The organism is Dietzia sp. NPDC055877 (assembly GCF_053615975.1).
Window position 1 is genome coordinate 14,179 of record NZ_JBSHCV010000024.1, and the last position, 24,206, is coordinate 38,384.

A 24,206-nucleotide genomic window follows, 5' to 3' on the forward strand; every position below is an offset into this window, starting at 1 on the left:
GCACGAGTCATTTGGCCGCACCCCGCCCCAGGGGGAGGTGTCTGCCGGGCGCAGACCGGCGGACGCCGGCCACCGCGCCACCGCGCCGGCGCGCGGCACAGCCTGAAGCCCTGCTCCGGGACGGAAGAGCGCACGCAGAGGGGCCGGGCATCATTCGCGTGATGCCCGGCCCCTCTGCGTAGTCGAGTGTGCGATCAGTACCTGGAGTCGCTGCCGGACCACGACCCGTATGGGTCGTCGTCCTCCTCCACTCGGGTGGACGACGGTCCTCCCGACAACTCCTGCTGAAGACGTTCAAGATCCGTCTGCGGAGTGTTGTACTTCAGTTCGCGAGCGACCTTGGTCTGCTTCGCCTTCGCGCGGCCTCGGCCCATTGACCTGACCCCCTCGGAAACGGTGCTGGGCCACCTCGGGGGTGCCCATCGCAAGTGTGAGTATCTGCCTGAGCACAGGATAGCGTGCCCGGCGCGGAATGTCCGCCCGGGTGTCGTGGGGTGAGCGAAATCGCGGTCGTCGGGGCCTGCGGCGGGGTCGACCAGGACGAGAAACGGGCGCGACCGAACGAGAAACCGGCGCCACCCCGAAGAGAAACCGGTGCGGGCCGAACGAGGAGCCGGCGCGGGCCGGACGAGAGACCGATGGGCCCGCCGTCGCGGCCGCACAGGAACGCGGTGGGCGAGCCCGCTAGGCCTGCCCTCGCAGGCGCTTGACGGCTTCGCGGCCGGCCTGAGGCCCGGTGTCCTGGGGGAAGGTGTCCGGGTCGATGGACGCGGCCACGCCGTCGATGTCCAGCTCGGCGTCGGCCGGCACGGCCCGCTTGAGCAGAGCCAGCGCGACCGGGCCGTCCTCGTGGTGCTGGACGACGGTGCCCACACGGCCGACCGGCCGCCCGCCGGCGCGGACCTCGGCGCCGGTCACCACCGAGTCGTCCCCGACGGACCCGTCCAACTGGAGCCGCACGAGCACGCGGGGCGAGCGTCCCAGGTTGTGGACGCGGGAGACGGTCTCCTGGCCGCGGTAGCAGCCCTTGTCCAGGTGGACGGCGCCCTGCTGGGTGACGGCACCGATCCAGCTGCTGACCTCGTGCGGGATGGTCTTCTCGTCGGTGTCCACGCCGAGCCGCCCCCGTAGCGGGGTGGTGCCCGCAACACGGAGAGCCTCGAAGGCCCACGAGCCCGCGGGCCGGGCCCCGGCGGCCACCGCGGCGTCGAACCATGCGGTCAGCCCCGAGCGGGGGACCACCAGATCGATCGCGCCGTTCAGCGGCCACGGCATCCGGCGGGCGATGCCCCCGCCGGGCAGGGCGACGCTGGCGTAGTCACCGACGGGCAGTGTCACGTCGGTGCCGTCCGCGGCGGTGAGGGCTTCCGGTAGGGATGTGCCGGCCAGGGTCAGCACGGCCATGTCGGCCTCGACGGGCGCGGCGTCGGCCCAGAACACCATCTTGGTGAGGAACTGCAGCAGTGGGCCGCCCCGGCCGCGCTCGGTGTCCACCACCACCGTGCCGTCCACGTCGGACAGCAGGGCGTGGTGCTCGACGCGCCCGTTGGCGTCGAGCACCAGCGTCTCGGCCCCCTCGCCGTCGGAGAGTTCGGACACATGCTGCGAGACGAACCCCTCGAGCCAGGTCAGCCGCTCGCCGCCGCTGATCGTCAGCGTGTCGCGATGGGACCGGTCGATGATCACCGCCCCCGCGTCCGCGGCCCGCTGCTCGCCGAGCGGGTCTCCGTAGTGGAAGGGGACTCCGACGTCGGGGGAGGCGCTGTCCGCATCCACCGCGCCGGGTCGGTCCAGAATCGGGCTCCGGTAGTCGCTTTCGATCCGGTCGGGCACAGCAGGGACGTTCACGATCGCGAGTCTACGTACCTCGTCGTATCGTTGCCGCCATGGGCACTGCAGCGGAGAGCACAGCGGATCAGCCGGACACGCGGCGGGTGGTCGTCCTCGTCGCGGGCGGACCGGACGGCAGACGCCCTCGCGTCCACCCATCGGACCAGCCGCTCCTGCTCGCCGACGACCTGGCGGCGGTCCGCGGGGACGGGTGTTTCGAGACGCTGCTGGTGGTGGGTGGTCGCCCGGCCAAACCGGAGCGCCACCTGGCGCGCCTGGGTCGTTCGTCGGCCGCGTTGGGCCTGACCGGGCCCTCCGACAAGGAGTGGCTCGCCGCCATCGACCTGGCCGCGCGCGAGTGGGGCGCGGGGTCGGAGGGGATGCTGCGGTTGGTGCTGTCGCGGGGCCCCGAGCGTGGCGGCGCGGAGACGGCCTACATCACGGTCGCGGCGGTGGGGCCGCAGGCGCGTCGGGCCCGCGCCGAGGGGATCGGCGTGACGGTGCTCAGCCGCGGCTATGCCTCCGACATCGGCGCGAGCGCCCCGTGGATGCTCCTGGGCTCCAAGACGCTGTCCTACGCGGCCAACATGGCGGCCCTGCGGCACGCGGCCGCCAACGGCTTCGAGGACGTGGTCTACGTGTCCTCCGACGGAGAGGTCCTCGAGGGGCCGCGCTCGACGGTGGTGATCGCCCGCGACGGCGAACTGCTCAGCCCGCCGCAGGAGATCGGCATCCTCGAGGGCACGACGCTGGGCGCGATGGCCGAGGTCGCCGGGCGGGAGGGGGTCACCGTCAGGCGCGAGCGGCTCCTGGTCGCCGATCTGCTCGCCGCAGACGCGGTGTGGTTGGTCTCGTCGGTGACGCTGGTGGCACGCGTGCGCCGGATCGACGACGTGGCCCTGCCCACCGCCGACCCCGGGATCGACGTGGCGGGGATGGTGGACCGGGCGGTCGGCCGCGCCTGAACCGACCGGCCCGCACATGGCTCCGGCTCTGCCCGGCCCGCGGTCAGTGACCGCGCAGGCCGGGCAGAGCCGGTATTGCTTGGTGCTCGTGTCAGCCGGCGACGCGGCTCAGGCGAGCCGACAACCGCGGGACGAGGCCTTTCTCGGGGTGGACGCGCTCTTCGACCCACCCGAGGTCCCCGCCCTCGACGATCCCGTAGATGCGCTTGGCGGCGCCCATGCGCGGGCCGGTGGGCGAGGACATGACGACGTCCGTCGACATCTCCCAAGCCGACTGCGTCAGCGGCTTGCCGTAGTACATCTCGATGACGCCGGAGGCGTGGGTCACGAGGAACTCGAGCTGGTCGTCCTCGGAGATCCGCCAGAAACCGGACTCGCGGTAGGCGGCCGCATCGACGGCGCCGCCCGAGTCGAAGGTCCAGGCGCGCGAGCTCCAGCTCAGGTAGTTCTCGCCGTCGTGCGAGACGATGACCTGCTGGCCGAAGCGGTGCTGGCCGCGGTCGGAGGTGTCCGCCTCGCCCTCGCCCTCCCACACGCCGACGAGCGGGAGCAGGGCGAGAAGACCCGGGTGTAGATCGGGGCCGAAACGCAGGTTCGCCGTGTCCTCGGCGACCGGCAGCTCGGAGAACGGCGCGATGTTGCGGCCGGCGGTCTGCTCGGACCGCTCGACAGCGGCGTCGACGGCGGCGTTTCCGGAACCGGGTACGACCTGCTGGCCCTCACCCTCGTCGGGGGCGGGCGACGTGGGGTCCTCGGCGTTGGTCATGCCGCTGTCCGTCACGACTCGTCGGTGACCGTGCGGTAGACGATGTAGCAGGTGGCCCACAGGATCATCAGCGAGCACAGGACGAGGAGGATTTCGAAGAAGAGCACCATGGCCCAATCCTAACCCCGGGCCCCGCCGGTCGGTGCCGGGGAGTCCCATAGTCCCGCGCGAGGGGGTGAGGGCCCGGCGCCGCCGGGGCGGCTCAGCTCAGCGAGATGCGGGCCTCGATCGCGTGGATGAGGCAGTCCTCGGCGGGCACGGTGAAGTCCTCCCGCACCCGGGCGGTGAGGCCGACCACGGTGACGATGGTGAATTCCGCGTGCACGATCCCCTCACGCCCCGGCGGGTCGACGGTGATCTCGATGTCCCGCAGCTCGCGGATGGTCGAGTACTGCAGATGCAGGTGCAGGTCCCACCGCAGGTGGGTGGCCCCGAAGCCGGTGCGGAGGCCGTTCTCGCGCCGCACGCAGTCCTCGGCGAAAGGGACCCGGAACGCGGCCGCCGGCAGCGTCAGCGCGGTGAGGTACGTCCGGACCGCGGCCTCCCGCTCCTCAGGGGAGTACGGGCCCGGGTGGTCGGGGATCGCGGGGGCGGTACCGCGACGCTGGTCGATGCCCACGAGCACAGCGGAGGCGACTGAGGCACCGACGGCGACAACGGCTGCGCGCCCGGCCATGCCGAGCGACCTGGAGATCAAGGACATGCCCTCGAGCCTAGTCACCCGGACCCACTCGCGGGAGGTCTCGCCGCTGACCGGCGGCGCGGGGGCGTCAGCGCTCGACGGGGACGCCGATGAGCGAGCCGTACTCGACCCAGCTGCCGTCGTAGTTGACGACGTTCTTCTGCCCCAGCAGTTCGTGCAGCACGAACCAGGTGTGGCTCGACCGCTCGCCGATGCGGCAGTATGCCACCACGCGCCGGTCCGGGTCCTCGATCAGGTCGGCGTAGATCTGCCGCAGCTCGGCGTCGGGCCGGAAGGTGCCGTCGCGGGTGACGGCCCGGTTCCACGGGATGCTCACCGCGCCGGGGATGTGCCCGCGCTGACGACCGCCCTCCTGCGGCAGCCCGGCCGGTGCGGAGAGGCGGCCGGTGAACTCGTCGACCGAGCGCACGTCCACCAGCGCGTCGCTGCCGAGCCCGGCCAGGACGTCGTCCCGGAACGCGCGGATCGACAGGTCCTGGGGATCGGCCACGTAGTCGGTGGCGGGCCGCTCCGGGAGCTCGTTCTCCAGCGGGAGGCCCTCGCGCTCCCATTTCATGCGGCCACCGTCGAGCAGTCGCACATCGGCGTGGCCGTAGAGCCGCAGGTACCAGTAGGCGTATGCGGCGAACCAGTTGTGGTTGCCGCCGTAGACCACGATCGTGTGGTCGCGGGAGATGCCGCGCTCGGACATCAGCTCGCCGAAGCGCTCGCGGTCCACCAGGTCGCGTGTGAACTCCTGCTGCAACTCGGTCCGCCAGTTCAGCGCGACGGCGCCGGGGATGTGGCCGTCGGAGTGATAAGCCGCCACGTCCTCGTCGACCTCGAGGAAGACCACCGAGTCGTCGGCCAGGCGCGAGGAGGCCCAGCGGGTGCTGACCAGTACGTCGTCGCGACTCATACGGGCGAGTCTAGAGGTCCCCGTGCACGAGGCTGTCGAGCGGCGGGGTGCCGGGCCCACCGGTGCCGGACGCCGTCAGGGTCCCGGCCTTGACCGTGAGGGTGTCCACCGGGACGCCCAGGGGCAGCAGGTCGGGGGCGAAGGTCAGCGCGACGCTGCGCATCGCGAGCTCGGGGTCCTGGTCGGGGACGCCGCCGGGCCCGGTCGCCGCGGCCACGGGGACGAGGTGGGCGCCGGAGGCGTCGACGACGAGGTCGACGAACGCCGAGACCCGTTCGCCCGACTCGATGAGCGTTCCCGTGACGCGGGCCCGGTGTTCGGTCCCGCCGGCGAGGCTGTGGTCGTCGGCGGCCCCGATGAGCACGTCGCGCATCCGCAGGGTCGGCGCGAGGGAGTCTCCGGTGATCTGCACGGAGACCTCCACCGACTCGGCGCTCAGGCCGGTGTCCGCCGATCGGGCGTCGGCGTCGTCGTCATCCCGGTCGTCTCCTCCAGGGCGGTCGGGGTCGGCCGCACCGTTGGTGTCGCCATCCACGTCGGGCACGTGGACATCGGTCGCGACCGCCTCGACGGCCACCGGCCCCAGCCCCGGGCGCTCGACGCCCTCCGCGCGGATCGACACCGAGGACAGCGTGTCCGGGCCTGACCAGCGCGAGAAGGGGCCACCCGTCATCACCGACGGCGGCCCCGCGCCCGGTAGATCGGGGGCAATACGGGCCGAGATCTCCGCCTCGAGACGGGACGCCAAGATCGAGTCGACCGTGAAGGCGCCCCCGGCGAGCACGGCCATGACCGCCAGCGCCGCGACGGCCATGCGAGGGATGCTCATGGGATTCAGGTCTACTCCATTCACGGAAACGCGGGTGTCGCTCGCTAGTATCATCCCGTTCCCCACGCGGAGAGGAAACGACATGGAAGTGGTGCTCCTCAGCGTGGAAGCAGACCCGGACGCCGTCGTGCCGTCGCTGCCCCTGCTGCCGCACACCGTGAGTGTGCTGCCGCCACAGGCCTCGTCGGTGGGCGAGTTGGCCGATGCGGCGCTCGTGTTGGTCGACGCGCGGACCGATCTGGCCGCGTCCCGGGCCCTGTGCAGGCTCCTGGCGGGCACGGGGGAGGTCGCGGTGGTCGCCGTGGTCACCGAGGGCGGTCTGATCGCGGTGAGCGGCGACTGGGGCCTCGACGACATCCTCCTGCCGACCACCGGCCCCGCGGAGGTCGACGCCCGGTTCCGTCTGGCGGCCGCGAGGCACACATCTCCCGACGATGACGGCTCCGGCCTCATCACCGTCGGCGAGCTGGTGATCGACGAGGAGACCTACGTCGCCCGTGTCAAGGGGCGGCCGCTCGACCTCACGTACAAGGAGTTCGAGCTTCTCAAGTTCCTGTGCCAGCGCCCCGGGCGCGTGTTCACCCGGGCGCAGCTTCTCCAGGAGGTCTGGGGCTACGACTTCTTCGGCGGCACCCGCACCGTCGACGTGCACGTGCGGCGGCTACGGGCCAAGCTCGGGCCGGATCACGAGTCCCTCATCGGCACTGTCCGTAACGTCGGGTACAAGGCGGTCCGGCCCACGGACCCCAGGGAAGACGGAGGGGACGCATGATCGTCGAGACGGCACCGGACGCGCTGGACGCCGAGCGGATCGAGGCGGTGGCACGCGCGGCCGAGGTGGCCGACGGCGTGGCGCCGCTCGGGGAACAACCCCTGCGCGCGTTGCACGGTGGTGCCGAGGCCCGCGCGGTGCGGCATCTCGTGGCGCGGGCCGGTGGTGCCGAGGGCGAGCCGGTCGGCTACGCGCAGATCGACGGGACCGGCGACGACGCGACCGTCGAGCTCGTGGTCCATCCCGACCATCGGCGGCAGGGGATCGGCGCGCAGCTCCTGCGCGCCGTCCTCGAACGCGAACCCGCCGCCGCCGTCTGGGCGCACGGCGACCTGCCCTCCGCGGTGGCTCTCGCGGGCTCGGTGGGACTGACACGCACGCGCGAGCTGCTCAAGATGCGGCGACGCGGCTCCGAGGGGCCGGCGCTGCCGGAGCGGCGGGCGGTGGAGGGTATCGAACTCGGCACGCTCGCCGAGGCGGTGTCGGAGGGCGGCGAGCGCTGGCCGGGCATGGACGCCCGTTCCGAGTTCCTGCGCGTCAACAACGCGGCCTTCCACTGGCACCCCGAGCAGGGCGGCTGGACGGCCGCGCAGCTCGACGAGCGGTTGGCCGTGGACTGGGTCGACACGGGGGCGGTGTTCCTCGCGGTCGACACCTCCGGCGGGCCGCGGCTGGCCGGGTTCCACTGGACCAAGACCGTCGCCGAGCCCGGTGAACCGGTGGAGGGCGAGGTCTACGTCGTGGCCGTCGACCCCGCGGACCAGGGGCGCGGCCTGGGTGGCGTGCTCACCTCGGTGGGCGTCGAGTACCTGGAGGGGCCCGCCGGTGCGGAGTCCGTCGTCCTCTATGTGGAGGGGGACAACCGTCCGGCGATCCGCACCTACGAGAGGCTCGGGTTCGGGGTCGAACACGTTGATGTGACCTATACCTCCCGTTGATTTCGGCTGGCTCTCCGTGAGGGATTCTCAGGAACGCCCCAGGTGGGGGTGCCAGTGGCGGTCGCCTCTGACCCAGGTGAACAGCCCCCACGCTGGCAGTTCATTCACCGTTCACCTGTATTCGCGGGGTTGTTCACGTCAGAGCCTTAGGTTCTCTCCCCGTCGGGGCGTTCGCCCGGCCCGACGACGCGACGAGAGTCGCCACGAACGAGCCCGGTGGGGAGCCCGCCGGACGAACCAAGGAGAATCTGTGGACTTCAAGCGCACCGGTGCCCTGCTCGGGCTCGCCGCCCTGACGACGGTCGGCCTCGCCGCCTGCTCCGACGACAACACCGGCGGCGGTGACGAGACGGCCGCCAAGGCTCTGCCCGGTGTCGAGTGCGGTGGCAAGGCGACCCTCAACGCGTCCGGCGCCTCGTCGCAGAACAACGCGATGACGATCTTCGCCAACTCCTACGCCCTGAGCTGTGACGGCCACACGCTCGACTACAACTCGAACGGCTCCGGCTCGGGCGTCAAGGAGTTCATCGGCGGCCAGACCGACTTCGGTGGCTCCGATTCCCCGCTCAAGGACGACGAGTACCTCGCCGCCGAGGAGCGTTGTGAGGGCCCGGCCTGGAACCTGCCGGCCGTCTTCGGCCCGATCGCGATCGCCTACAACCTCGACGGTGTCGACGTGGCGCTGTCCGCCGAGAACCTGGCCCGCATCTTCCAGGGCGAGATCACCAACTGGAACGACCCGGCCATCGCCGCGGAGAACGAGGGCGTCGAGCTCCCCGACCAGGAGATCACCGTGATCTTCCGCTCGGACGAGTCGGGCACCACCGACAACTTCCAGAAGTACCTCGAGGCCGCCGCCGGCGACGCCTGGAGCCACGAGGCCGGCAAGACCTTCAACGGTGGCGTGGGCGAGGGCGCCCGCGGCAACGAGGGCGTCTCCGCGGCCGTCGCGCAGACCCCGGGCACCATTACCTACACCGAGTGGTCCTACGCCAAGAGCCAGGACCTCGGCATGGTCAAGGTCATCACCCCGGCCGACGCCGAGGGTGTCGAGCTCAACGCCGAGACCGCCGGCACCACCATCGACTCGGCCAAGCTCCTGCACGAGGACTCGCACGACCTGGTCATCGACACCTCGTCGTTCTACGTCCCCGAGGTCGGGGGTGCGTACCCGATCATCATGCCGACCTATGAGATCGTGTGCTCGCACTACTCCGATCCCGAGACGGCCCTGGCCGTGAAGTCCTTCCTGAACGTGGCCGTGAACGAAGAGGTCCAGGGCCAGCTCGAGGCCGAGGGCTACATCCCGATCCCGGACGCGTTCCGCGGCAAGCTCACCGACGCGATCAACAGCATCACCTGATCCGCCCGCGTCCTCGGTCATCGGGCCCGCAACGTACGCGGGGCGGGCCCGGTGGCTGAGGCGGTTAGCCGCTGAACCGCACAATCTGCCCGGCACGACCGCTTTTTCCCCGAGCGACTGAAGGTCTCATGACAGTTCACGAATCCGTCGACCGCGACGCCGACAAGAACAGCGCCGGCTCCGGCGCGCTCAACCCCGGCTCCGGTCTCGCGCCGAACTCGGACACGGGCGGCGACACCAGTCTTCTGGACGCCAAGTCCTCGAAGAAGTGGGACACCGTCTTCCGCAGCCTCACCGTCGCCGCGGGTGCTGTCATCGTCGCGCTCATCGCGCTCATCGGCATCGTTCTGGTCACCCAGGCGACCCCGTCGGTGATGCAGGACCAGGTCAACTTCTTCACCTCGTCCGAGTGGAACACCACCGATCCGGAGAACATGCGCTTCGGCATCCTCGACCTGCTCAAGGTCACGGTGCTGAGCTCGATCTTCGCCCTGCTGCTGGCCGTGCCGGTCGCGATCGGCATCGCCACGTTCCTCGTGCAGTATGCGCCCGTGAAGCTGTCCCGGTCGCTGTCCGCGCTCATCGACCTGCTCGCCGCCGTGCCGTCGATCATCTACGGCATGTGGGGCCTCCTCGTGCTGGGCCCGTGGATGGTGCCCTTCGCCGAGTGGCTCAACCGGAACCTCGGCTGGTTCTTCCTCTTCAGCAACGGCAACGTCTCCATCGCCGGTGGCGGCACCATCTTCACCGCCGGCATCGTGCTCGCGATCATGATCCTGCCGATCATCACCTCGATGTCGCGCGAGACCATCCGCCAGACCCCCTCCCTCCACCAGGAGGCCGCCCTCGCCCTGGGCGCCACCAAGTGGGAGAAGATCCGGATGACCTGCTTCCCGTACGCCAAGTCCGGCATGATCGCGGGCTCGATGCTCGCGCTCGGTCGTGCCCTCGGCGAGACGGTCGCGGTGCTCATCATCCTGCGTGCCGCGAGCTCGCCGAGCACGCTGTCGCTGTTCGACGGCGGCTTCACCTTCGCCTCGAAGATCGCCTCCGGTAGCGCCGAGTTCAACCACCCGCTGCCCACCGGCGCGTACATCGCCGCCGGCCTGGTGCTCTTCATCCTCACGTTCATCGTCAACCTCATCGCGCGCTCGGTGTCCGGTGGAAAGGTCAACGGCTGATGTCCCCCACGACAGACCTCGCCAAGCCGGCCAAGCCGGCCGAGACCTTCCTGCCGATCTCCGGCAGCCGCAAGGTCAAGGACAAGGCCGCCGCGGTCCTGTTCACCGTGTGCTTCGTGCTCGCCGTGATCCCGCTGGTCGCACTGCTCTACAAGGTGATCGCCTCGGGCCTGCCCGCGGTGCTCAACCCGACCTGGTGGACCAACTCGTTCTTCCTCGTCGCCCCGTCCTCCATGGCCGGCGGCGTCGGCCACGCGATCTACGGCAGCCTCGTCCAGGCGCTCATCGCGGCCGTCATCTCGATCCCGCTCGGTGTCGCCGCGGGCATCATGCTCGTGGAGTACCCCGAGTCCAGGCTGGCCAAGCCCACGACCTTCATGGTCGACGTCCTCGCCGGCGTCCCCTCCGTCGTCGCCGCCATCTTCATCTTCGGCGTGTGGGTCACGTTCTTCCAGCTGAGCCTCAGCGCCTTCGCGGTGGCCCTCGCGCTCGTGCTGCTCATGCTGCCGCTGATCGTGCGCTCGACCGAGGAGATGCTCAAACTGGTCCCGGACGAGCTGCGCGAGGCCTCCTACGCGCTCGGCGTGCCCAAGTGGAAGACCATCGTCAGCGTCGTGGTCCCCACCGCACTGTCCGGCATGATCTCCGGCATGTTCCTCGCGATCGCCCGCGTCATGGGCGAGACCGCCCCGGTGCTGATCCTCGTGGGTTACACGGCGAGCTACAACTACGACCTGTTCGAGGGCAACATGGCCTCGTTGCCGCTGCTCATCTACAACCAGCTCTCGAACCCTAACGAAGCCGGCCAGTACCGGATCTGGGGCGCCGCCCTCACCCTCATCATCATCATCGCGCTGGCGAACGTCCTCGCCACGTTCGCCGCCAAGGCGCTCGCGCCCAAGACGAAGTAAGGACCCCCAATGGCCAAGCGACTCGACCTCGAGAACGTCGACATCTTCTACGGCGACTTCCACGCCGTGAAGGACGTCAATCTCCACGTCCCGCCGCGCTCGGTGACCGCCTTCATCGGGCCGTCCGGCTGTGGCAAGTCCACCGTGCTGCGTTCGCTGAACCGCATGCACGAGGAGATCCCGGGCGCCTCCGTCAAGGGCTCCATCAAGCTCGACGGCGTGGACATCTACGACAAGCGCGTCGATCCCGTCGCCGTACGCCGCACCATCGGCATGGTGTTCCAGCGTCCCAACCCGTTCCCGACGATGTCCATCAAGGAGAACGTGGTCGCGGGCCTGCGCCTGCAGGGTGTCAAGAACAAGAAGAAGCTCGATGAGGTGGCCGAGAAGTCGCTGCGCGGCGCCAACCTCTGGAACGAGGTCAAGGACCGCCTCGACAAGCCCGGCGGCGGCCTCTCCGGCGGTCAGCAGCAGCGTCTGTGCATCGCCCGCGCCATCGCGATCGAGCCCCAGGTGCTCCTCATGGACGAGCCCTGCTCCGCGCTCGACCCGATCTCGACGCTCGCGGTGGAGGATCTCATCTCCGAGCTCAAGAGCGAGTTCACCATCGTGATCGTCACGCACAACATGCAGCAGGCCGCGCGCGTGTCCGACCAGACCGCCTTCTTCTCGCTCGAGGCCACCGGCATGCCCGGCCAGCTGGTTGAGGTCAACGCGACCGAGAAGATCTTCTCCAACCCGGAGAACAAGCAGACCGAGGACTACGTCTCCGGCCGCTTCGGCTGAGCCGAGACAACCCTCCACATCAGAACCGCCCCGGTTCCGGTCTACTGGCCGGAACCGGGGCGGTTCTGATGTCATGCGTCGGGGGAGGGGCGTCCTCCCGAGTGGGTGGGGCCGGGGCCGCGGCGTCTCGTCGTCGTCGACCCCGTCCCGGCGGCCGTCACTCCCCGGACGGCTCGTCGCCCGAGGCCGGGCCGTTCGCGCGCCGCTCCTGGAAGCTGCGGTCCGTCTCGGTGAACCGGCGGACCAGCTCCTCGTTGGGGGTCGAGGAATGGTCCGGGTCGTCCTCGCCCAGATTGGCGTACTCGCCGGTCGCCAGGAAGATCACGCGCTGCGCGACCTCGACGGCGTGGTCCGCGAAGCGCTCGTAGTACCGGGCCAGCAGCGTGACATCCACCGCCGACGCGACCCCGTACTTCCACTCCCGCACGGTGAGGAGGGTGAACAGGTGGCGGCGCAGATCATCCACCGCGTCGTCCTGTTGGGCGAGAGTCGCTGCCTGCTCCGCATCCCGGTTGAGCAGCACCTCCGTGGCCGAGCGGCCCAGCGAGACGGCGACGCGGCCCATCTCGGCGAAGTAACCGTTGACCGGCTCCGGCAGTACAGGCTCCGGGTGGCGACGCCGGACGATCTTCGCGACGTGACACGCGAGCGTGCCCATCCGGACGAGGTCCTGCACGAGCTGGATGGACGTGACCACCTGGCGCAGATCGCGCGCGACCGGGGCCTGCAGGGCCAGCAGCGCGAAACCACGCTCCTCGTTCTCCGTGGCCAGACGTGACATCTCCGAGGCGGACTCGAGGACCTTCTCGGCGGTGACCAGATCCACCTGGAGCAGCGCGTGCGTGGCCAGCTCCATGTTGTCGGTACCCAACGAGCACATTCTGGCCATGGACGTGGCCAGGTCCGCGAGTTCTTCGGAGTAAACAAGACGCATGTCAACAGGGTACCCGCATGTCAACCGCGCGATCGGGGAGCAGCCATGAACGCCCGGTGAACATCTCGGAAGGGACGAGGATCAGCCGCCGGAGTTCTGGGCGTCGGCGCCCTCGAGCGCCACCGCGTCATCCTCCGGATCGTCGAGCCAGCCCTCGGGGAGCAGCACCTTCGACGGCGAGCCCTGGCGGCCGCGCGGGCCGTAACCGTCGGCGGGGAACGGCTCGTCCGGTGGCAGATCGGCGAGCATCTCCGCCAGGTCGTCGAGGGTGCGGACGGCGGACAGGGCCACACGCTTCTCCGAGCCGGCCGGGAAACCGCGCAGGTACCAGGCGACGTGCTTGCGGATGTCGCGCATCCCCTTGTCCTCCCCGTGATGCTGCGCGAGGAGTTCGCCGTGGCGGTACATGATCCGGGAGACCTCGCCGAGCGTGGGAGGGGTCGGGGCCTCGCGGCCGGACAGGCGCGCGGCGAGCTCGGAGAACAGCCACGGCCGGCCCAGGCAGCCGCGGCCGATCACGACGCCCGCGCAGCCGGTCTCATCGACCATGCGCACCGCGTCCTCGGTGGAGAAGATGTCGCCGTTGCCCAGCACGGGCACGTCCGAGACGGCGCCGACGTGCTCGACCAGACGCGAGATCTGCGACCAGTCGGCCTCACCCGAATAGCGTTGCGCGGCCGTGCGGGCGTGGAGCGCGACCGCCTGGGCGCCCTCCTCGACAGCGATCCGGCCGGCGTCGAGATGGGTGTGGTGCTCGTCGTCGATCCCGACGCGCATCTTCACCGTGACAGGGATATCCGTGCCCTCGGTGGCGCGGACCGCGGCCGCGACGATCGAACGGAACAGTCTGCGCTTGTAGGGGATCGCGGACCCGCCACCGCGGCGCGTGACCTTGGGGACCGGGCATCCGAAGTTGATGTCGATATGGTCGGCCAGGTTCTCGTCGACGATCATCTTGGCCGCCTGGTACGTGTACTCGGCATCCACCGTGTACAGCTGCAGACTGCGGGGAGACTCCTCGGGCGCGAACGTGGCCATGTGTAGCGTCGCCGGCTGGCGCTCGACCAGCGCCCGCGCGGTGACCATCTCGCACACGTACAGACCCGACACCGAACCCTGCTGCTCCTGCTCCAACTCACGGCACAGCGTGCGGAACGCGACGTTGGTGACACCGGCCATCGGCGCGAGGACGACCGGTGAGTCGAGCGCGTAGGGGCCGATGCGCAGTGCGGGTGCCGACGGGGCGGTGGGAGCGGACATACCGTAAGTGTCCCAGCGCTCGGCGGGCAGGTCCAAAATGCGCACCCGGCGGGGCAGGGCGGCAGCGGCGTCAGAGCGGCGGATTCGGTATCGGCCGAGGTCGATGCCCCGGTCTGCACCTGCGCCTGGGCCGAGAGGTAGTGGTGCCCCCAGCCGGGCTCGAACCGGCGACCTGCGGATTAAAAGTCCGTAGCTCTACCAACTGAGCTATAGGGGCATCGGACACGATACCGGTCGCTTCCGCGGGCGGTTTAGTCGCCCGGCGGATGGTGCCCTAGACTGAATCCCGCTGCGGACCGGTGACCCCGGACGTGGCGGCGCCCCCTTCGTTTAGCGGCCTAGGACACCGGCCTTTCACGCCGGCAGCGCGGGTTCGAATCCCGTAGGGGGTACGCGATCGGGAAGTCCCGGTCACCACGGTGGTGGTGGCCGGGACTTCCTGCATTTCGGAGTTCGGGCGGAGGGGCGGCCGGCCGGGTCGAGCGGCACCTGTACCTGTGCCTGCGATGGACTTGCGCGTCCGGAATGGACCAAACCGGGCGCGTAAGTAGCACCGATCTGAGCAGACCTGGTGCGTAAGTCGACCGAGGGGCAGCGCAACGGGCCGGTGTAAGGAGCCGGAGGGAAGGTGGAGGGTGTGTGGCCCCAACGGACGGGGGCGAGGGTGGAGAGTGCGTCCTCCTGGGAGGGGGTCCGGATGGGATCGGCCGGGCTGCAGGCGGTGCGCGATGCGCGGTCGCGGGCCGCGGGCATCGAGCACCCGAAGAAAAGCGTCCTGACCTGTGCAAAGCACGGTCTGGGTTGCCCGATTTGCGTTATCCGCATCGCGTCTACTAATGTTCTTTCTCGTGCGAAGAGCACAGCGAAGAGCAAGGCCCTGTGGCGCAGTTGGTTAGCGCGCCGCCCTGTCACGGCGGAGGTCGCGGGTTCGAGTCCCGTCAGGGTCGCCAGAGATGACCGGCGCATTCGGTTTCACCGGATGCGCCGGTTGTCTTAGGGCCAGGTAGCTCAGTTGGTACGAGCGTCCGCCTGAAAAGCGGAAGGTCGCCGGTTCGATCCCGGCCCTGGCCACCACGACATGATGCGTCGGAGGTAATCCCTTCGGCGCGTTCGTCATTTCTGCGGCATAAATGCTGCGCCATCTCTGTTGCGATGCCCTGTCCACGTCGCATTTTCCGGGTCGTCATCTCCGGAGCGCGCGGCCCGGAAGGCCGTGACCGGCGGGCGGGCAGCGACGCGCGGTGCCGGGGGTCACCGAACGGTCACACGGTTTCAGGGATTGTCAGGTGCTCGTTATAGCGTGGACGCCATGCCATCGACTGCCAGCGAGGTCCGCGCCGCTCCCGAGAAGCCCCGGAAGGGGCCGCGATGGGGAGTCGTCGCCGCGGTCAGCGGCCTCATCGGAATTCTGCTGGCGATCGTGGTGCCACTGCTGCCCGTCACGCAGACCACCTCGACCATCAGCTGGCCCGAGAACGGGACGGTCGACCCGGTCACTGCACCTCTGGTCGCCTACTACCCGCTCGACATCACCGTCGACGTCCCCTGTACCGCGGTGCAGGAGCTGCGTGACCAGGGGCGTGAAGACGGGGTGCTGGTCTCCACCGCGCCACGTCAGGCAGGCGAAGAGGCCGGCGCGCGCGCCCTCATGGTGTCGGTCGCGGGCCCGAACGTCGAGGTGCGCAGCCGCAACGCACTCATCGCCTCGGCGCCCACTGATGCCGTGGCCGCGCCCGGCGCATGCTCCACGATCCGGGTCGTCGCCGACTCGGGATCCATCGGCGCGGAGTTCCTGGGCCTCGAGGTCGACGGGCAGGGAATCGGCGGTCGGGTCGAGGAGGACCTACGCCCCCAGGTCGTGGGCGTGTTCTCCGATCTCCAGGGGGCCGCGCCGGAAGGCATGTCCGTCGACATCACCGTGGACTCCCGCTATACGACGCATGCGACCGTGATCAAGCAGATCGCGATCGTGGTGGGCATCCTCGCGATCCTCGTGTCGCTCGTGGCACTGCACCGACTCGATCTCCGCGACGGCCGGGCCGGGCGACGCGTGCTGCCGCCGGGCTGGTGGAAGCCGCGACCGCTGGACCTGCTCGTGGTGGCGATCCTCCTCGTGTGGCACATCATCGGCGCCAACACCGCGGACGACGGCTACATCCTCACCGAGGCGCGTGCGGCGGTCTCCAGTGGATACATGCCGGAGGTGTTCCGATATTACGGAGCTCCGTATGCGCCGTTCGGGATGCCGTACTACCTGTACACGGCGATCAGTACGTTCACGCTCGGCAGCGTGTGGCTGAGACTCCCGGCGCTGCTGTTGGGTATCGGCTCGTGGATCCTGCTCTCGCGAGAGGTCATCCCGCGCCTGGGCATCGCAGCCCGACGCGCGGCCGCGGTCCGCTGGAGCACGGCGGCGGTCTTCCTCGCTTTCTGGCTGACCTACAACAACGGGCTACGCCCCGAGCCGATCATCGCGTTCGGTGTCCTGGCCACCTGGGTCTCGCTCGAGCGCGCACTCGCGACCGGCCGGCTCCTGCCGGCCGCGATCGGTTTCATCATCGGCGGGCTCACGCTGTCCGCGGCGCCCACCGGCACGTTCTGCATCGCCGTGATCATCGCCGCCTCGCGGCCGCTGCTTCTGCTCATCATCCGTAGAGCCAGGCGGGACGGATGGATCCCCACCATCGCCCCGCTGGTCGCGGCAGGGCTCGGCATCCTGCACCTGATCTTCCTCGACCAGCCGCTCGTCACCACGTTGCAGTCGTCCTCACTGCTCGGCGAGGTCGGCCCCAGCGGCAGCTGGTACGAGGAGGTCTGGCGCTACGAGTGGCTCCTGAACCCCACGCCGGACGGCTCGCTCGCACGCCGCTTCGGGGTGCTGGCCATGTTCCTGTCGCTCATCACCTGCGCGGCCATCCTGTTCCGCAAGGGCCGGATCCCCGGCGTCGCGGTCGGGCCTGCTCGCCGCATCGTCGGCATGGCCGCCATGTCGATCGTGTTCATGGCGCTCAACCCCACCAAGTGGACCCACCACTTCGGGGCATTCGCGACCATCGGCGCCGCGCTCGCCGCGCTCGTCACCATGGCGGTACTGCCGGCGGCGACCCGCTCGCTGCGCAACCGGATGCTGTTCCTGGCAGCCGTGTTCTTCATCCTGGCGCTGAGCTTCACCTCCACCAACGGTTGGTGGTACATCTCCATCTACGGCATCCCGTGGGGCGGTGCCCAGCCCTCCATCGGAGGGATCGCCCTGTCGTCGGTGTTCCTGGGGCTGATGCTCCTGTCGCTGCTCGCCGCCCTGGTCCTGCACTATCGCGAGCCGTTCATGACGCGGGCCGGGCAGGAGACCCCGCCCCGCGATCGGGGCCCCGTCGTCCGCCTGGCGCGGGATCTGTCGGAGGCGCCCCTCGGGTTGGCGGCTGCGCTCGTCGTCGTCGTCATCGTCGCCTCGATGGCGGCCGCGGTACGTAACCAGTACCCCGCCTACTCCGTGGGTCTGCAGAACCTCAATGCGCTGGCCGGCAAACCGTGTGGCATCGCCGACGCGGTCCTCGCCGAGCCCGACGCGAACGCCGGGCTCCTGGAGCCCCTCGGTGAGCCGCGCGATCAGCTCGAGGCCGGCGGCGAGGCCGTCCGGTTCCACCCGGACGGTATCGGCACCGACCTCACGGCGACCCAGGCCGCCGACACCGACACGCCCGGCACCGGCGAGGGGTCCGACACCACGTCGACGACCGCAGGGACCGAGGGTGGCGTTCGCATGGCCGAGGGCATCAACGGCAGCCACGCGGTGCTGCCGTTCGGCCTCGACCCGGGACGGGTGCCAGTACTCGGCAGCCACCAGACCGGCGCGCAGTTCAACGCCGAGACCACCACCGACTGGTACCCGCTGCCGGAGCGCTCGGACGAGCACCCGCTCATCACGGTCGCCGTGGCCGGCGAGTTCGCCCGCGACGCGCTGATCGTGGAGTACGCGACCAGTGGCCAGCCGTTCCAGCCCGCCGGCGTGGTGGTGCCCGAGGACATCGGCCCCGCGCCGGCATGGCGCAACCTGCGCGTGCCCATGGACTCGATGCCCGCCGACGTCACCGCGATCCGGCTGGTGGTGCGCGACCTCGATCCGGACCCGGCGCGGTGGATCGCGTTCACCCCGCCGCGCATGCCGGAGCTCGTCACGATGCAGGAGCTGGTCGGCCACACCCGTCCGGTGCTGCCCGACTGGGCCGTGGCGTTCCACGTGCCGTGCCTACGTCCGTTTGACGAGTTCGCCGGCATCCACGAGCTGCCCGAATACCGTGTTCTGCCCGACCGCGGCCTGGCCGTGAGCTCCACCAACACCTGGCAGGACTGGGACGGTGGCGGGCCACTCGGGTTCATCGAGCTGCTCCAGGAGGGCGAGACCGTGCCCACCTACCTCGAGCACGACTGGGACCGCGACTGGGGTTCCCTCGTGCGGTACACGCCGATCCTCCCCGAGGCGACGCCAGCGACCGTCGGGCACGGCGAGGTCGTACGGTCGGGGCTGTGGAACGGGGGACCGCTGGCCCGGTGACGGGCTAGCATCGGGCCCGGAGCTTTTTACAAGGAATTCCAAGTAACCGCTGACGCAGACTGGAGACACCGCATGTCCGTGACGGAAAAGCAGTTCGAGAACATCCTCGTCGAGCAGAAGGATCGCGTCGCGATCATCACGCTCAACCGGCCCAAGGCGCTCAACGCGCTCAGCAGCGCCATGGAGAAGGAGGTCGTCGAGGCGGTCGAGGGGCTGGACTCCGACCCCGGCGTCGGCTGCATCGTCATCACCGGTTCGGAGAAGGCCTTCGCGGCCGGCGCCGACATCAAGGAGATGAAGGACAAGACCTACCCGGGCATCTACCTCGAGCGCTTCTTCCACGACTGGAAGCGCCTCACCACCGCCCGCACGCCGATCATCGCGGCCGTCTCCGGCTTCGCTCTCGGCGGTGGCTGCGAGCTCGCCATGATGTGCGACATGATCATCGCCGGCGACAATGCCAAGTTCGGCCAGCCGGAGATCACCCTCGGGGTCATCCCGGGAATGGGCGGCTCGCAGCGTCTCACCCGCGCCGTGGGCAAGGCCAAGGCCATGGACCTGTGCCTGACCGGCCGCCAGATGGACGCCGATGAGGCCGAGCGCTCGGGACTGGTCACCCGTGTCGTGCCGGCCGCCGAGCTGCTGGAGGAGACCATGAAGGTCGCCGACAAGATCGCCTCCATGAGTAAGACCACCGCCGCGGTGGCCAAGCAGGCCGTCAACCGGTCCTTCGAGACCACGCTCGAGGAGGGGCTGCTCGCCGAGCAGAACGCCTTCTACGCGCTGTTCGCCACCGAGGACCAGACCGAGGGGATGTCTGCGTTCGCCGAGAAGCGCAAGCCCGAGTGGCAGCGCTGATCGAACCGCCGCTGAGTCAGCAGCCGCAGGGTGAGGCGCGGGGCCGGGACGTCGAGTCCGGCCCCGCACCCGCACCCGGGATCCACCGCGCCCCCGGCGAGCCCCTGCCGGTCCTGGTCCTGACCGGCTACCTCGGCGCCGGGAAGACGACCCTGCTCAACCACCTGCTCTCCGGCGCGCCCGGGTTGCGGATCGCGGCCATCGTCAACGACTTCGGCGACATCAACGTCGACGCCGGCGCGATCGCCGGTCAGGTCGACTCGATGGTCTCGATGGCCAACGGCTGTGTCTGCTGCGAGGTCGACGCCAGTGAACTCGGCGAGGCGCTCATCAGCCTGGCCGACCCCGAGCTCGGCATGGATCTCGCGGTGATCGAGGCCAGCGGACTGGCGGAGCCGGCCATCCTGTCGCGGATGGTGCATGACGTACCCCGCGACATCGTGCGTCACGCCGGGATGATCCAGGTGGTCGACGCCGAAGGCCTTGACGACGCCATGGCGCGCCACCCGCGACTGGCCACGCACCTCGCGGAGGCCGACCTCGTCGTCGTCAACAAATGCGACCTCGTCACCCGCGAGCGGTTCACTGCGCTGCGCACGACGATCCGCGCCCACGCGCCGCGCGTCCCGGTGCTGCCCGCGGTGCGCGGTGCCGTTCCCGCCGGCCTGCTGTTGGGCGTCGCCCCCACCGCGGTGCCCACCGCAGCGACCACCGCGGCGGCCGAGTCGGACGGCCCGGTTGGCGGCGACCACGGCGACCCCGGGCACCACGACCACCCGCACCTCCACGACGCCTACACCGCCGTCACCGTCAGGCCCGCCGGGTACCTGCACCCGCGCCGTTTCCTCACGACCGTCGCGACACCGCCCACCGGCGCGTATCGCGCGAAGGGGACACTGACCCTGGCCACCGTCGACGGTCCGCGCCGCTACGAGGTGGCGCTCGTGGGGCGCCGGCTCGAACTGCGCGCCGTGGGTGAGGACGCGGCCGTCGACGACGGGGGAGCGGTACCTGACGGTCTCGTGGTGATCGGCGTGGAGATGGACGACGACGACGTCGCCGGCTTCCTCGACGACGCGGTGCTGTCACCCGGCGAGACGGTCGACGCCGATGCCGCGCTGGGCCTGCACCCGTACCTGATCGGTGACCCGGACTCCAGCGATGTGGAGGAATGGATCTACGACGAGCAGCGGTCCACGCCGGTCACCGGCAGTGCCGCGATGATGGTGGACCCCGAAGATCCCGAGGCATTCGATCCAGCCTTCACCCCCTGAGGCGGGCTCGGGCGGGAAGTGAGCACCGGTACCCCCGGCCGCTCGGCCACCGAGTCCGAGATCCGGTCGGCGGCGCCCCGACCACGTGCGTATAGTGGCGCTGACGATAGTGGTGTGTCGCACGTGCGGGGGGAGCAGACGACCCTGCTGTGGGGGTGGTGCACGGACGAGTGAGGAGACCGCGTGGACGAGGAGAAGAGCGGCCGAAGCGGTGGCGTGACCGGCGACGCTCAGCAGCGCAAGCGGGATCTTGCTTCGGTCCGTCGTGCGATCGCCGCGCTGCGGGATTCCACCGGTATCCCCGTCACCATCGGTGGCGTGGTCGGGGAGGGGCACACCCTCGTGCTCTCCGAGTCGCTCGGAATGCGCACCTCGGCCATGAAGGACCTCATGGTCCACTACGGTGCCGGCGTCGGCGGACGTGTCATGGCCACCGGCAAGCCCGTCGGCGTGGCCGACTACCCGCGCGCCGGCGTGATCACCCACGAGTACGACCTGCCGGTGCTGTCCGAGGGGCTGCGGTCGATGGCCGCCATCCCGGTCGTGGTGGGCAAGGACGTCCGCGCCGTGCTGTACGCGGGCGTGCACTCGTCAGTCCGGTTCGGCGAGAAGGTCCTCAACCAGATGGCCGCGACCGCGCGCGCCCTGGAACAAGAGATCGCGGTCAACGACGCGCTCGCCGCCCGCGGTGCCGCGCCCGTCGGGCCCGGCGCCGGCGAGGGCCGCTGGGACGAGGTGCTGTCCAACGAGCGGATGCGGGAGACCCACGCCCGGCTGCGGATGCTGGCCTCTCGCACCGAGGACCCGGACGTCCGGGCCGAACTCGAGCGCATCTGCGCCGAGATGGTCTCCCCGCCGCCGGAGATGCCCACCGCGCGGCTCTCGCGCCGCGAGCTCGACGTGCTGGCCTGCGTGGCCCAGGGCAAGACCAACATCGAGACGGCCGCCGACATGGGTATCGGCGCGGAGACCGTCAAGAGCTACCTGCGCTCCGTGATGCGCAAGCTGGACGCGCACACCCGGTTCGAGGCGGTCAACGCCGCCCGCCGGATGGGCGCCCTGCCCTGATCGTCAGCGCTCGCCGCCCGGCACCCACAGGACATCGCCCTCGGGGTTGGCCACACGGCCCAGCACGAACAGCAGGTCCGATAGCCGGTTGAGGTACTTCGCCGGCAGCACCGAGGTGGTCTCGGGGTGGGCCTCGACCGCAGCCCACGCCGCCCGCTCCGCGCGGCGGGCCACCGTGCGCGCCACGTGCAGGTACGCGCCGGCCGGCGTGCCGCCCGGCAGGATGAACGAGGTCAGGTCCGCCAGTTCCTCGTTGAACTCGTCGATCCAGCCCTCGAGGCGATCGATGTATGCCTGCTCTATACGCAGCGGCGGGTACTTGGGGTTCTCCTCGATCGGCGTCGCGAGGTCGGCCCCGGCGTCGAACAGGTCGTTCTGCACCGTTCGCAGCGCGGATGCCACCCGGTCGTCGAGACCACCGAGGGTGATCGCCACGCCGATCGCCGCATTGGCCTCGTCGCAGTCCGCGTACGCCACCAACCGGGGGTCGTTTTTGCTCACGCGCGAGAAATCGGACAGCCCGGTCGAGCCGTCGTCGCCGGTGCGGGTATAGATCTTCGTCAGATGAACAGCCATGACAGTCAACCTACGCGGCCGACCACCACGTCGTTCCGCGGTTCCGGGCGAGATCTCGCATACTGTGGACCCGTGAGCGGTAACCCCACGTCCCGCGAGGAGAGCTTCCTCGTCAGAGGCGGAACGAGTCTGAACGGCGAGATCGCCGTCGCCGGCGCCAAGAACAGCGTGCTGAAGCTGATGGCCGTCGCCTTGATGGCGGAGGGCCGCACCACGCTGACCAACTGCCCGAGCATCTCCGATGTTCCGGCGATGGCCGATGTCCTGCGGCATCTCGGATGCGCGGTGGAGATCAGCGACGGCACGGTCGTCATCGACACCCCGTCCGAGCTCGGGCATGTCGCCGACGACAAGGCGGCCCAGCGGCTGCGGGCATCCGTGTGCATCCTCGGCCCGCTCGTCGGACGGCATCACCGAGCGGTTATTGCGATGCCCGGCGGCGACGCCATCGGCAGTCGTCCCCTGAACTGGCACCAGAACGGGCTCAACGCCCTGGGCGCGCAGACCCACATGGACCACGGTCGTCTGGTTGCCGAGGCGACCGAGCTACGAGGCGCCTCCTACAACCTGAGTTTTCCGTCCGTCGGCGCCACCGAGACGTTCGTGACCGCGGCCGTGCTCGCCCCGGGGACCTCCGTGCTGAAGAACGCCGCCCGTGAGCCCGAGATCGTGGACATCTGCGACCTGCTCAACGAGATGGGCGCGCGCATCAGCGGCGCCGGTACGAGCACCATCACCATCGAGGGGGTCGACGGGCTCACGCCCGTGACCCACCGGGTGATCGGCGACCGCATCGTTTCTGCGACCTGGGCGATGGGCGCGGTGATGACCCGCGGCGACGTCAAGGTCAGCGGAATCGACCCGATGTTCATCCACGTGGTGCTCGAGAACCTTCGAGCGGTCGGTGCCGAGGTGGAGACCGGGACCGACTGGGTTCGAGTGAGCCAGGAGGGGCGGCCCCGCGCCCGGGACATCCGGACGCTTCCGTTCCCCGGGTTCCCCACGGACCTCCAGCCGATGGCGATCGCACTCGCCTCCGTGTCCGAGGGAGTCTCGGTCGTCACCGAGAACCTCTTCGAAGCGCGGTTCCGCTTCGTGGAGGAGATGGTCCGTATGGGCGTCGATGCCGAGACGGACGGTCACCACGCCAAGATCGTCGGACGCGAACGGCTCGATTCGGCCACCGTGTGGGCGAGCGACATCCGCGCGGGCGCCGGACTGGTACTGGCCGGCATGTGCGCCGACGATGTCACCGAGGTGAGCGAGGTCTTCCATATCGACCGCGGATACTCCGACTTCGTGGGAGATGTCCGTGCCCTGGGCGGCGACATCGAACGGGTCCCGACCCAGCGATAGGCCGGATCCCTACCCGTTGTTGGGAGGTTTAGGGCGGTTTCGGACCCGCTTGGTGCCGCGTCCGAAGTGCAGTTGCTCGGACAGATGCTCGAGATACCCTGTTTGACCTGGGGATTTGGTGTTGTGTTGGGGTGCGTGTAACTTTATCGGAGCCGCCAGGGAGCGGGGTTCGGGCCGAGAGGTTCCGGGCCTTGGACCAGGGCGGTTGCTTCTTGCGAGGCGGGTTCGAGAAAGTCCCGGTTTTGACCGGGGACGGAGAGCCTGCTAGGCTGGAGAAGTTGCCCCGAAGGGGTGCGGCTTCGAGAGTGTGGCGGTGAGAATGCCCGGTTTCGGAACTGGGAGTTGTTGCTGCTAGGCTGGAGAAGTTGCCCGGGAGGGCGGCGGTT

21 protein-coding genes and 4 tRNA genes are annotated in these 24,206 nt (G+C 69.8%); 15 read left to right on the plus strand and 10 right to left on the minus strand.

Annotation, left to right across the window (positions count from 1 at the left end; all coding sequences use genetic code 11):
• Nucleotides 1–194: 194 nt before the first annotated feature.
• Nucleotides 195–374, minus strand: a complete 180-nt coding sequence (locus ACWGLC_RS16560; RefSeq protein ID WP_452100889.1) for a DUF3073 domain-containing protein — start codon at nt 372–374, stop codon at nt 195–197.
• A 310-nt stretch (nt 375–684) separates the two neighbouring features.
• Nucleotides 685–1,848, minus strand: a complete 1,164-nt coding sequence (gene ygfZ, locus ACWGLC_RS16565) for a CAF17-like 4Fe-4S cluster assembly/insertion protein YgfZ (RefSeq protein ID WP_452100890.1) — start codon at nt 1,846–1,848, stop codon at nt 685–687.
• A 38-nt stretch (nt 1,849–1,886) separates the two neighbouring features.
• Here ygfZ and ACWGLC_RS16570 point away from each other — a divergent pair, with 38 nt between their 5' ends.
• Nucleotides 1,887–2,795 (plus strand): aminodeoxychorismate lyase, encoded by a 909-nt coding sequence (locus ACWGLC_RS16570; protein WP_452100891.1) that lies wholly within the window; start codon nt 1,887–1,889, stop codon nt 2,793–2,795.
• Between the two features lie 91 nt (nt 2,796–2,886).
• Here the strand turns inward: ACWGLC_RS16570 and ACWGLC_RS16575 are convergent, their stop codons facing one another.
• From ACWGLC_RS16575 to ACWGLC_RS16590, 4 genes are all read right to left on the minus strand, one after another.
• Nucleotides 2,887–3,561, minus strand: a complete 675-nt coding sequence (locus tag ACWGLC_RS16575) for an FABP family protein (protein WP_452100892.1) — start codon at nt 3,559–3,561, stop codon at nt 2,887–2,889.
• A gap of 202 nt (nt 3,562–3,763) precedes the next feature.
• Nucleotides 3,764–4,264, minus strand: a complete 501-nt coding sequence (locus tag ACWGLC_RS16580) for a hypothetical protein (RefSeq protein ID WP_452100893.1) — start codon at nt 4,262–4,264, stop codon at nt 3,764–3,766.
• Between the two features lie 67 nt (nt 4,265–4,331).
• Nucleotides 4,332–5,162: a sulfurtransferase gene (locus tag ACWGLC_RS16585; RefSeq protein ID WP_452100894.1), complete on the minus strand. Its 831-nt coding sequence runs from the start codon at nt 5,160–5,162 to the stop codon at nt 4,332–4,334.
• A gap of 10 nt (nt 5,163–5,172) precedes the next feature.
• The gene (locus ACWGLC_RS16590; RefSeq protein WP_452100895.1) at nt 5,173–5,991 is read right to left on the minus strand and encodes a DUF2993 domain-containing protein; all 819 of its coding nucleotides are present in this window, start codon (nt 5,989–5,991) and stop codon (nt 5,173–5,175) included.
• A gap of 82 nt (nt 5,992–6,073) precedes the next feature.
• Here ACWGLC_RS16590 and ACWGLC_RS16595 point away from each other — a divergent pair, with 82 nt between their 5' ends.
• The 6 genes from ACWGLC_RS16595 (at nt 6,074) to pstB (ending at nt 11,942) form a co-directional block, all read left to right on the plus strand.
• Nucleotides 6,074–6,763 carry a winged helix-turn-helix domain-containing protein gene (locus tag ACWGLC_RS16595; protein ID WP_452100896.1) on the plus strand — a complete coding sequence of 230 codons (690 nt, stop codon included), beginning with the start codon at nt 6,074–6,076 and terminating at the stop codon, nt 6,761–6,763.
• Nucleotides 6,760–7,701: a mycothiol synthase gene (gene mshD / locus ACWGLC_RS16600; RefSeq protein WP_452100897.1), complete on the plus strand. Its 942-nt coding sequence runs from the start codon at nt 6,760–6,762 to the stop codon at nt 7,699–7,701. The genes ACWGLC_RS16595 and mshD overlap by 4 nt, the downstream gene beginning before the upstream one ends.
• Before the next feature lie 250 nt (nt 7,702–7,951).
• Nucleotides 7,952–9,064 carry a phosphate ABC transporter substrate-binding protein PstS gene (pstS, locus tag ACWGLC_RS16605; RefSeq protein ID WP_452100898.1) on the plus strand — a complete coding sequence of 371 codons (1,113 nt, stop codon included), beginning with the start codon at nt 7,952–7,954 and terminating at the stop codon, nt 9,062–9,064.
• Between the two features lie 128 nt (nt 9,065–9,192).
• Nucleotides 9,193–10,245 (plus strand): phosphate ABC transporter permease subunit PstC, encoded by a 1,053-nt coding sequence (pstC, locus tag ACWGLC_RS16610; protein WP_452100899.1) that lies wholly within the window; start codon nt 9,193–9,195, stop codon nt 10,243–10,245.
• Complete coding sequence (gene pstA / locus ACWGLC_RS16615; RefSeq protein ID WP_230931510.1) at nt 10,245–11,156, plus strand: phosphate ABC transporter permease PstA; 912 nt, start codon at nt 10,245–10,247, stop codon at nt 11,154–11,156. The genes pstC and pstA overlap by 1 nt, the downstream gene beginning before the upstream one ends.
• A gap of 9 nt (nt 11,157–11,165) precedes the next feature.
• A complete protein-coding gene (gene pstB / locus ACWGLC_RS16620; protein WP_230931511.1) occupies nt 11,166–11,942 on the plus strand; it encodes a phosphate ABC transporter ATP-binding protein PstB in 777 nt (258 codons plus the stop codon).
• Between the two features lie 157 nt (nt 11,943–12,099).
• Here the strand turns inward: pstB and phoU are convergent, their stop codons facing one another.
• The 3 genes from phoU to ACWGLC_RS16635 all read right to left on the minus strand — a co-directional run bounded on the left by phoU (nt 12,100) and on the right by ACWGLC_RS16635 (nt 14,353).
• Entirely contained in the window at nt 12,100–12,876 is a 777-nt protein-coding gene (gene phoU / locus ACWGLC_RS16625; RefSeq protein ID WP_452100900.1) for a phosphate signaling complex protein PhoU, read from the minus strand.
• An 81-nt stretch (nt 12,877–12,957) separates the two neighbouring features.
• The gene (gene dusB, locus ACWGLC_RS16630) at nt 12,958–14,136 is read right to left on the minus strand and encodes a tRNA dihydrouridine synthase DusB (protein WP_452100901.1); all 1,179 of its coding nucleotides are present in this window, start codon (nt 14,134–14,136) and stop codon (nt 12,958–12,960) included.
• Nucleotides 14,137–14,277: 141 nt separating this feature from the next.
• Nucleotides 14,278–14,353: transfer RNA gene (locus ACWGLC_RS16635), tRNA-Lys, on the minus strand.
• 102 nt (nt 14,354–14,455) lie between these two features.
• On the opposite strand from ACWGLC_RS16635, the gene ACWGLC_RS16640 reads away from it, so the two are divergent.
• The 7 genes from ACWGLC_RS16640 (at nt 14,456) to ACWGLC_RS16670 (ending at nt 21,888) form a co-directional block, all read left to right on the plus strand.
• Nucleotides 14,456–14,528, plus strand: a tRNA-Glu gene (locus ACWGLC_RS16640).
• A gap of 481 nt (nt 14,529–15,009) precedes the next feature.
• Nucleotides 15,010–15,086, plus strand: a tRNA-Asp gene (locus ACWGLC_RS16645).
• A 47-nt stretch (nt 15,087–15,133) separates the two neighbouring features.
• A tRNA-Phe gene (locus ACWGLC_RS16650) sits at nt 15,134–15,210 on the plus strand.
• Between the two features lie 235 nt (nt 15,211–15,445).
• Nucleotides 15,446–18,688: an arabinosyltransferase domain-containing protein gene (locus ACWGLC_RS16655; RefSeq protein ID WP_452100903.1), complete on the plus strand. Its 3,243-nt coding sequence runs from the start codon at nt 15,446–15,448 to the stop codon at nt 18,686–18,688.
• Nucleotides 18,689–18,760: 72 nt separating this feature from the next.
• Nucleotides 18,761–19,546: an enoyl-CoA hydratase gene (locus ACWGLC_RS16660; RefSeq protein WP_452100904.1), complete on the plus strand. Its 786-nt coding sequence runs from the start codon at nt 18,761–18,763 to the stop codon at nt 19,544–19,546.
• The gene (locus ACWGLC_RS16665) at nt 19,534–20,820 is read left to right on the plus strand and encodes a CobW family GTP-binding protein (protein WP_452100905.1); all 1,287 of its coding nucleotides are present in this window, start codon (nt 19,534–19,536) and stop codon (nt 20,818–20,820) included. The genes ACWGLC_RS16660 and ACWGLC_RS16665 overlap by 13 nt, the downstream gene beginning before the upstream one ends.
• 183 nt (nt 20,821–21,003) lie before the next feature.
• On the plus strand, nt 21,004–21,888 hold the full coding sequence (locus ACWGLC_RS16670) for a LuxR C-terminal-related transcriptional regulator (protein WP_230931517.1): 885 nt from the start codon (nt 21,004–21,006) through the stop codon (nt 21,886–21,888).
• Nucleotides 21,889–21,891: 3 nt separating this feature from the next.
• Here ACWGLC_RS16670 and ACWGLC_RS16675 read toward each other — a convergent pair whose 3' ends face one another.
• Nucleotides 21,892–22,464, minus strand: coding sequence for a cob(I)yrinic acid a,c-diamide adenosyltransferase (locus ACWGLC_RS16675; protein WP_452100906.1), 573 nt, complete (start codon nt 22,462–22,464; stop codon nt 21,892–21,894).
• A gap of 72 nt (nt 22,465–22,536) precedes the next feature.
• Between ACWGLC_RS16675 and murA the strand changes: the two genes are divergently transcribed.
• Nucleotides 22,537–23,820, plus strand: a complete 1,284-nt coding sequence (murA, locus tag ACWGLC_RS16680) for a UDP-N-acetylglucosamine 1-carboxyvinyltransferase (protein ID WP_452100907.1) — start codon at nt 22,537–22,539, stop codon at nt 23,818–23,820.
• Nucleotides 23,821–24,206: the final 386 nt, after the last annotated feature.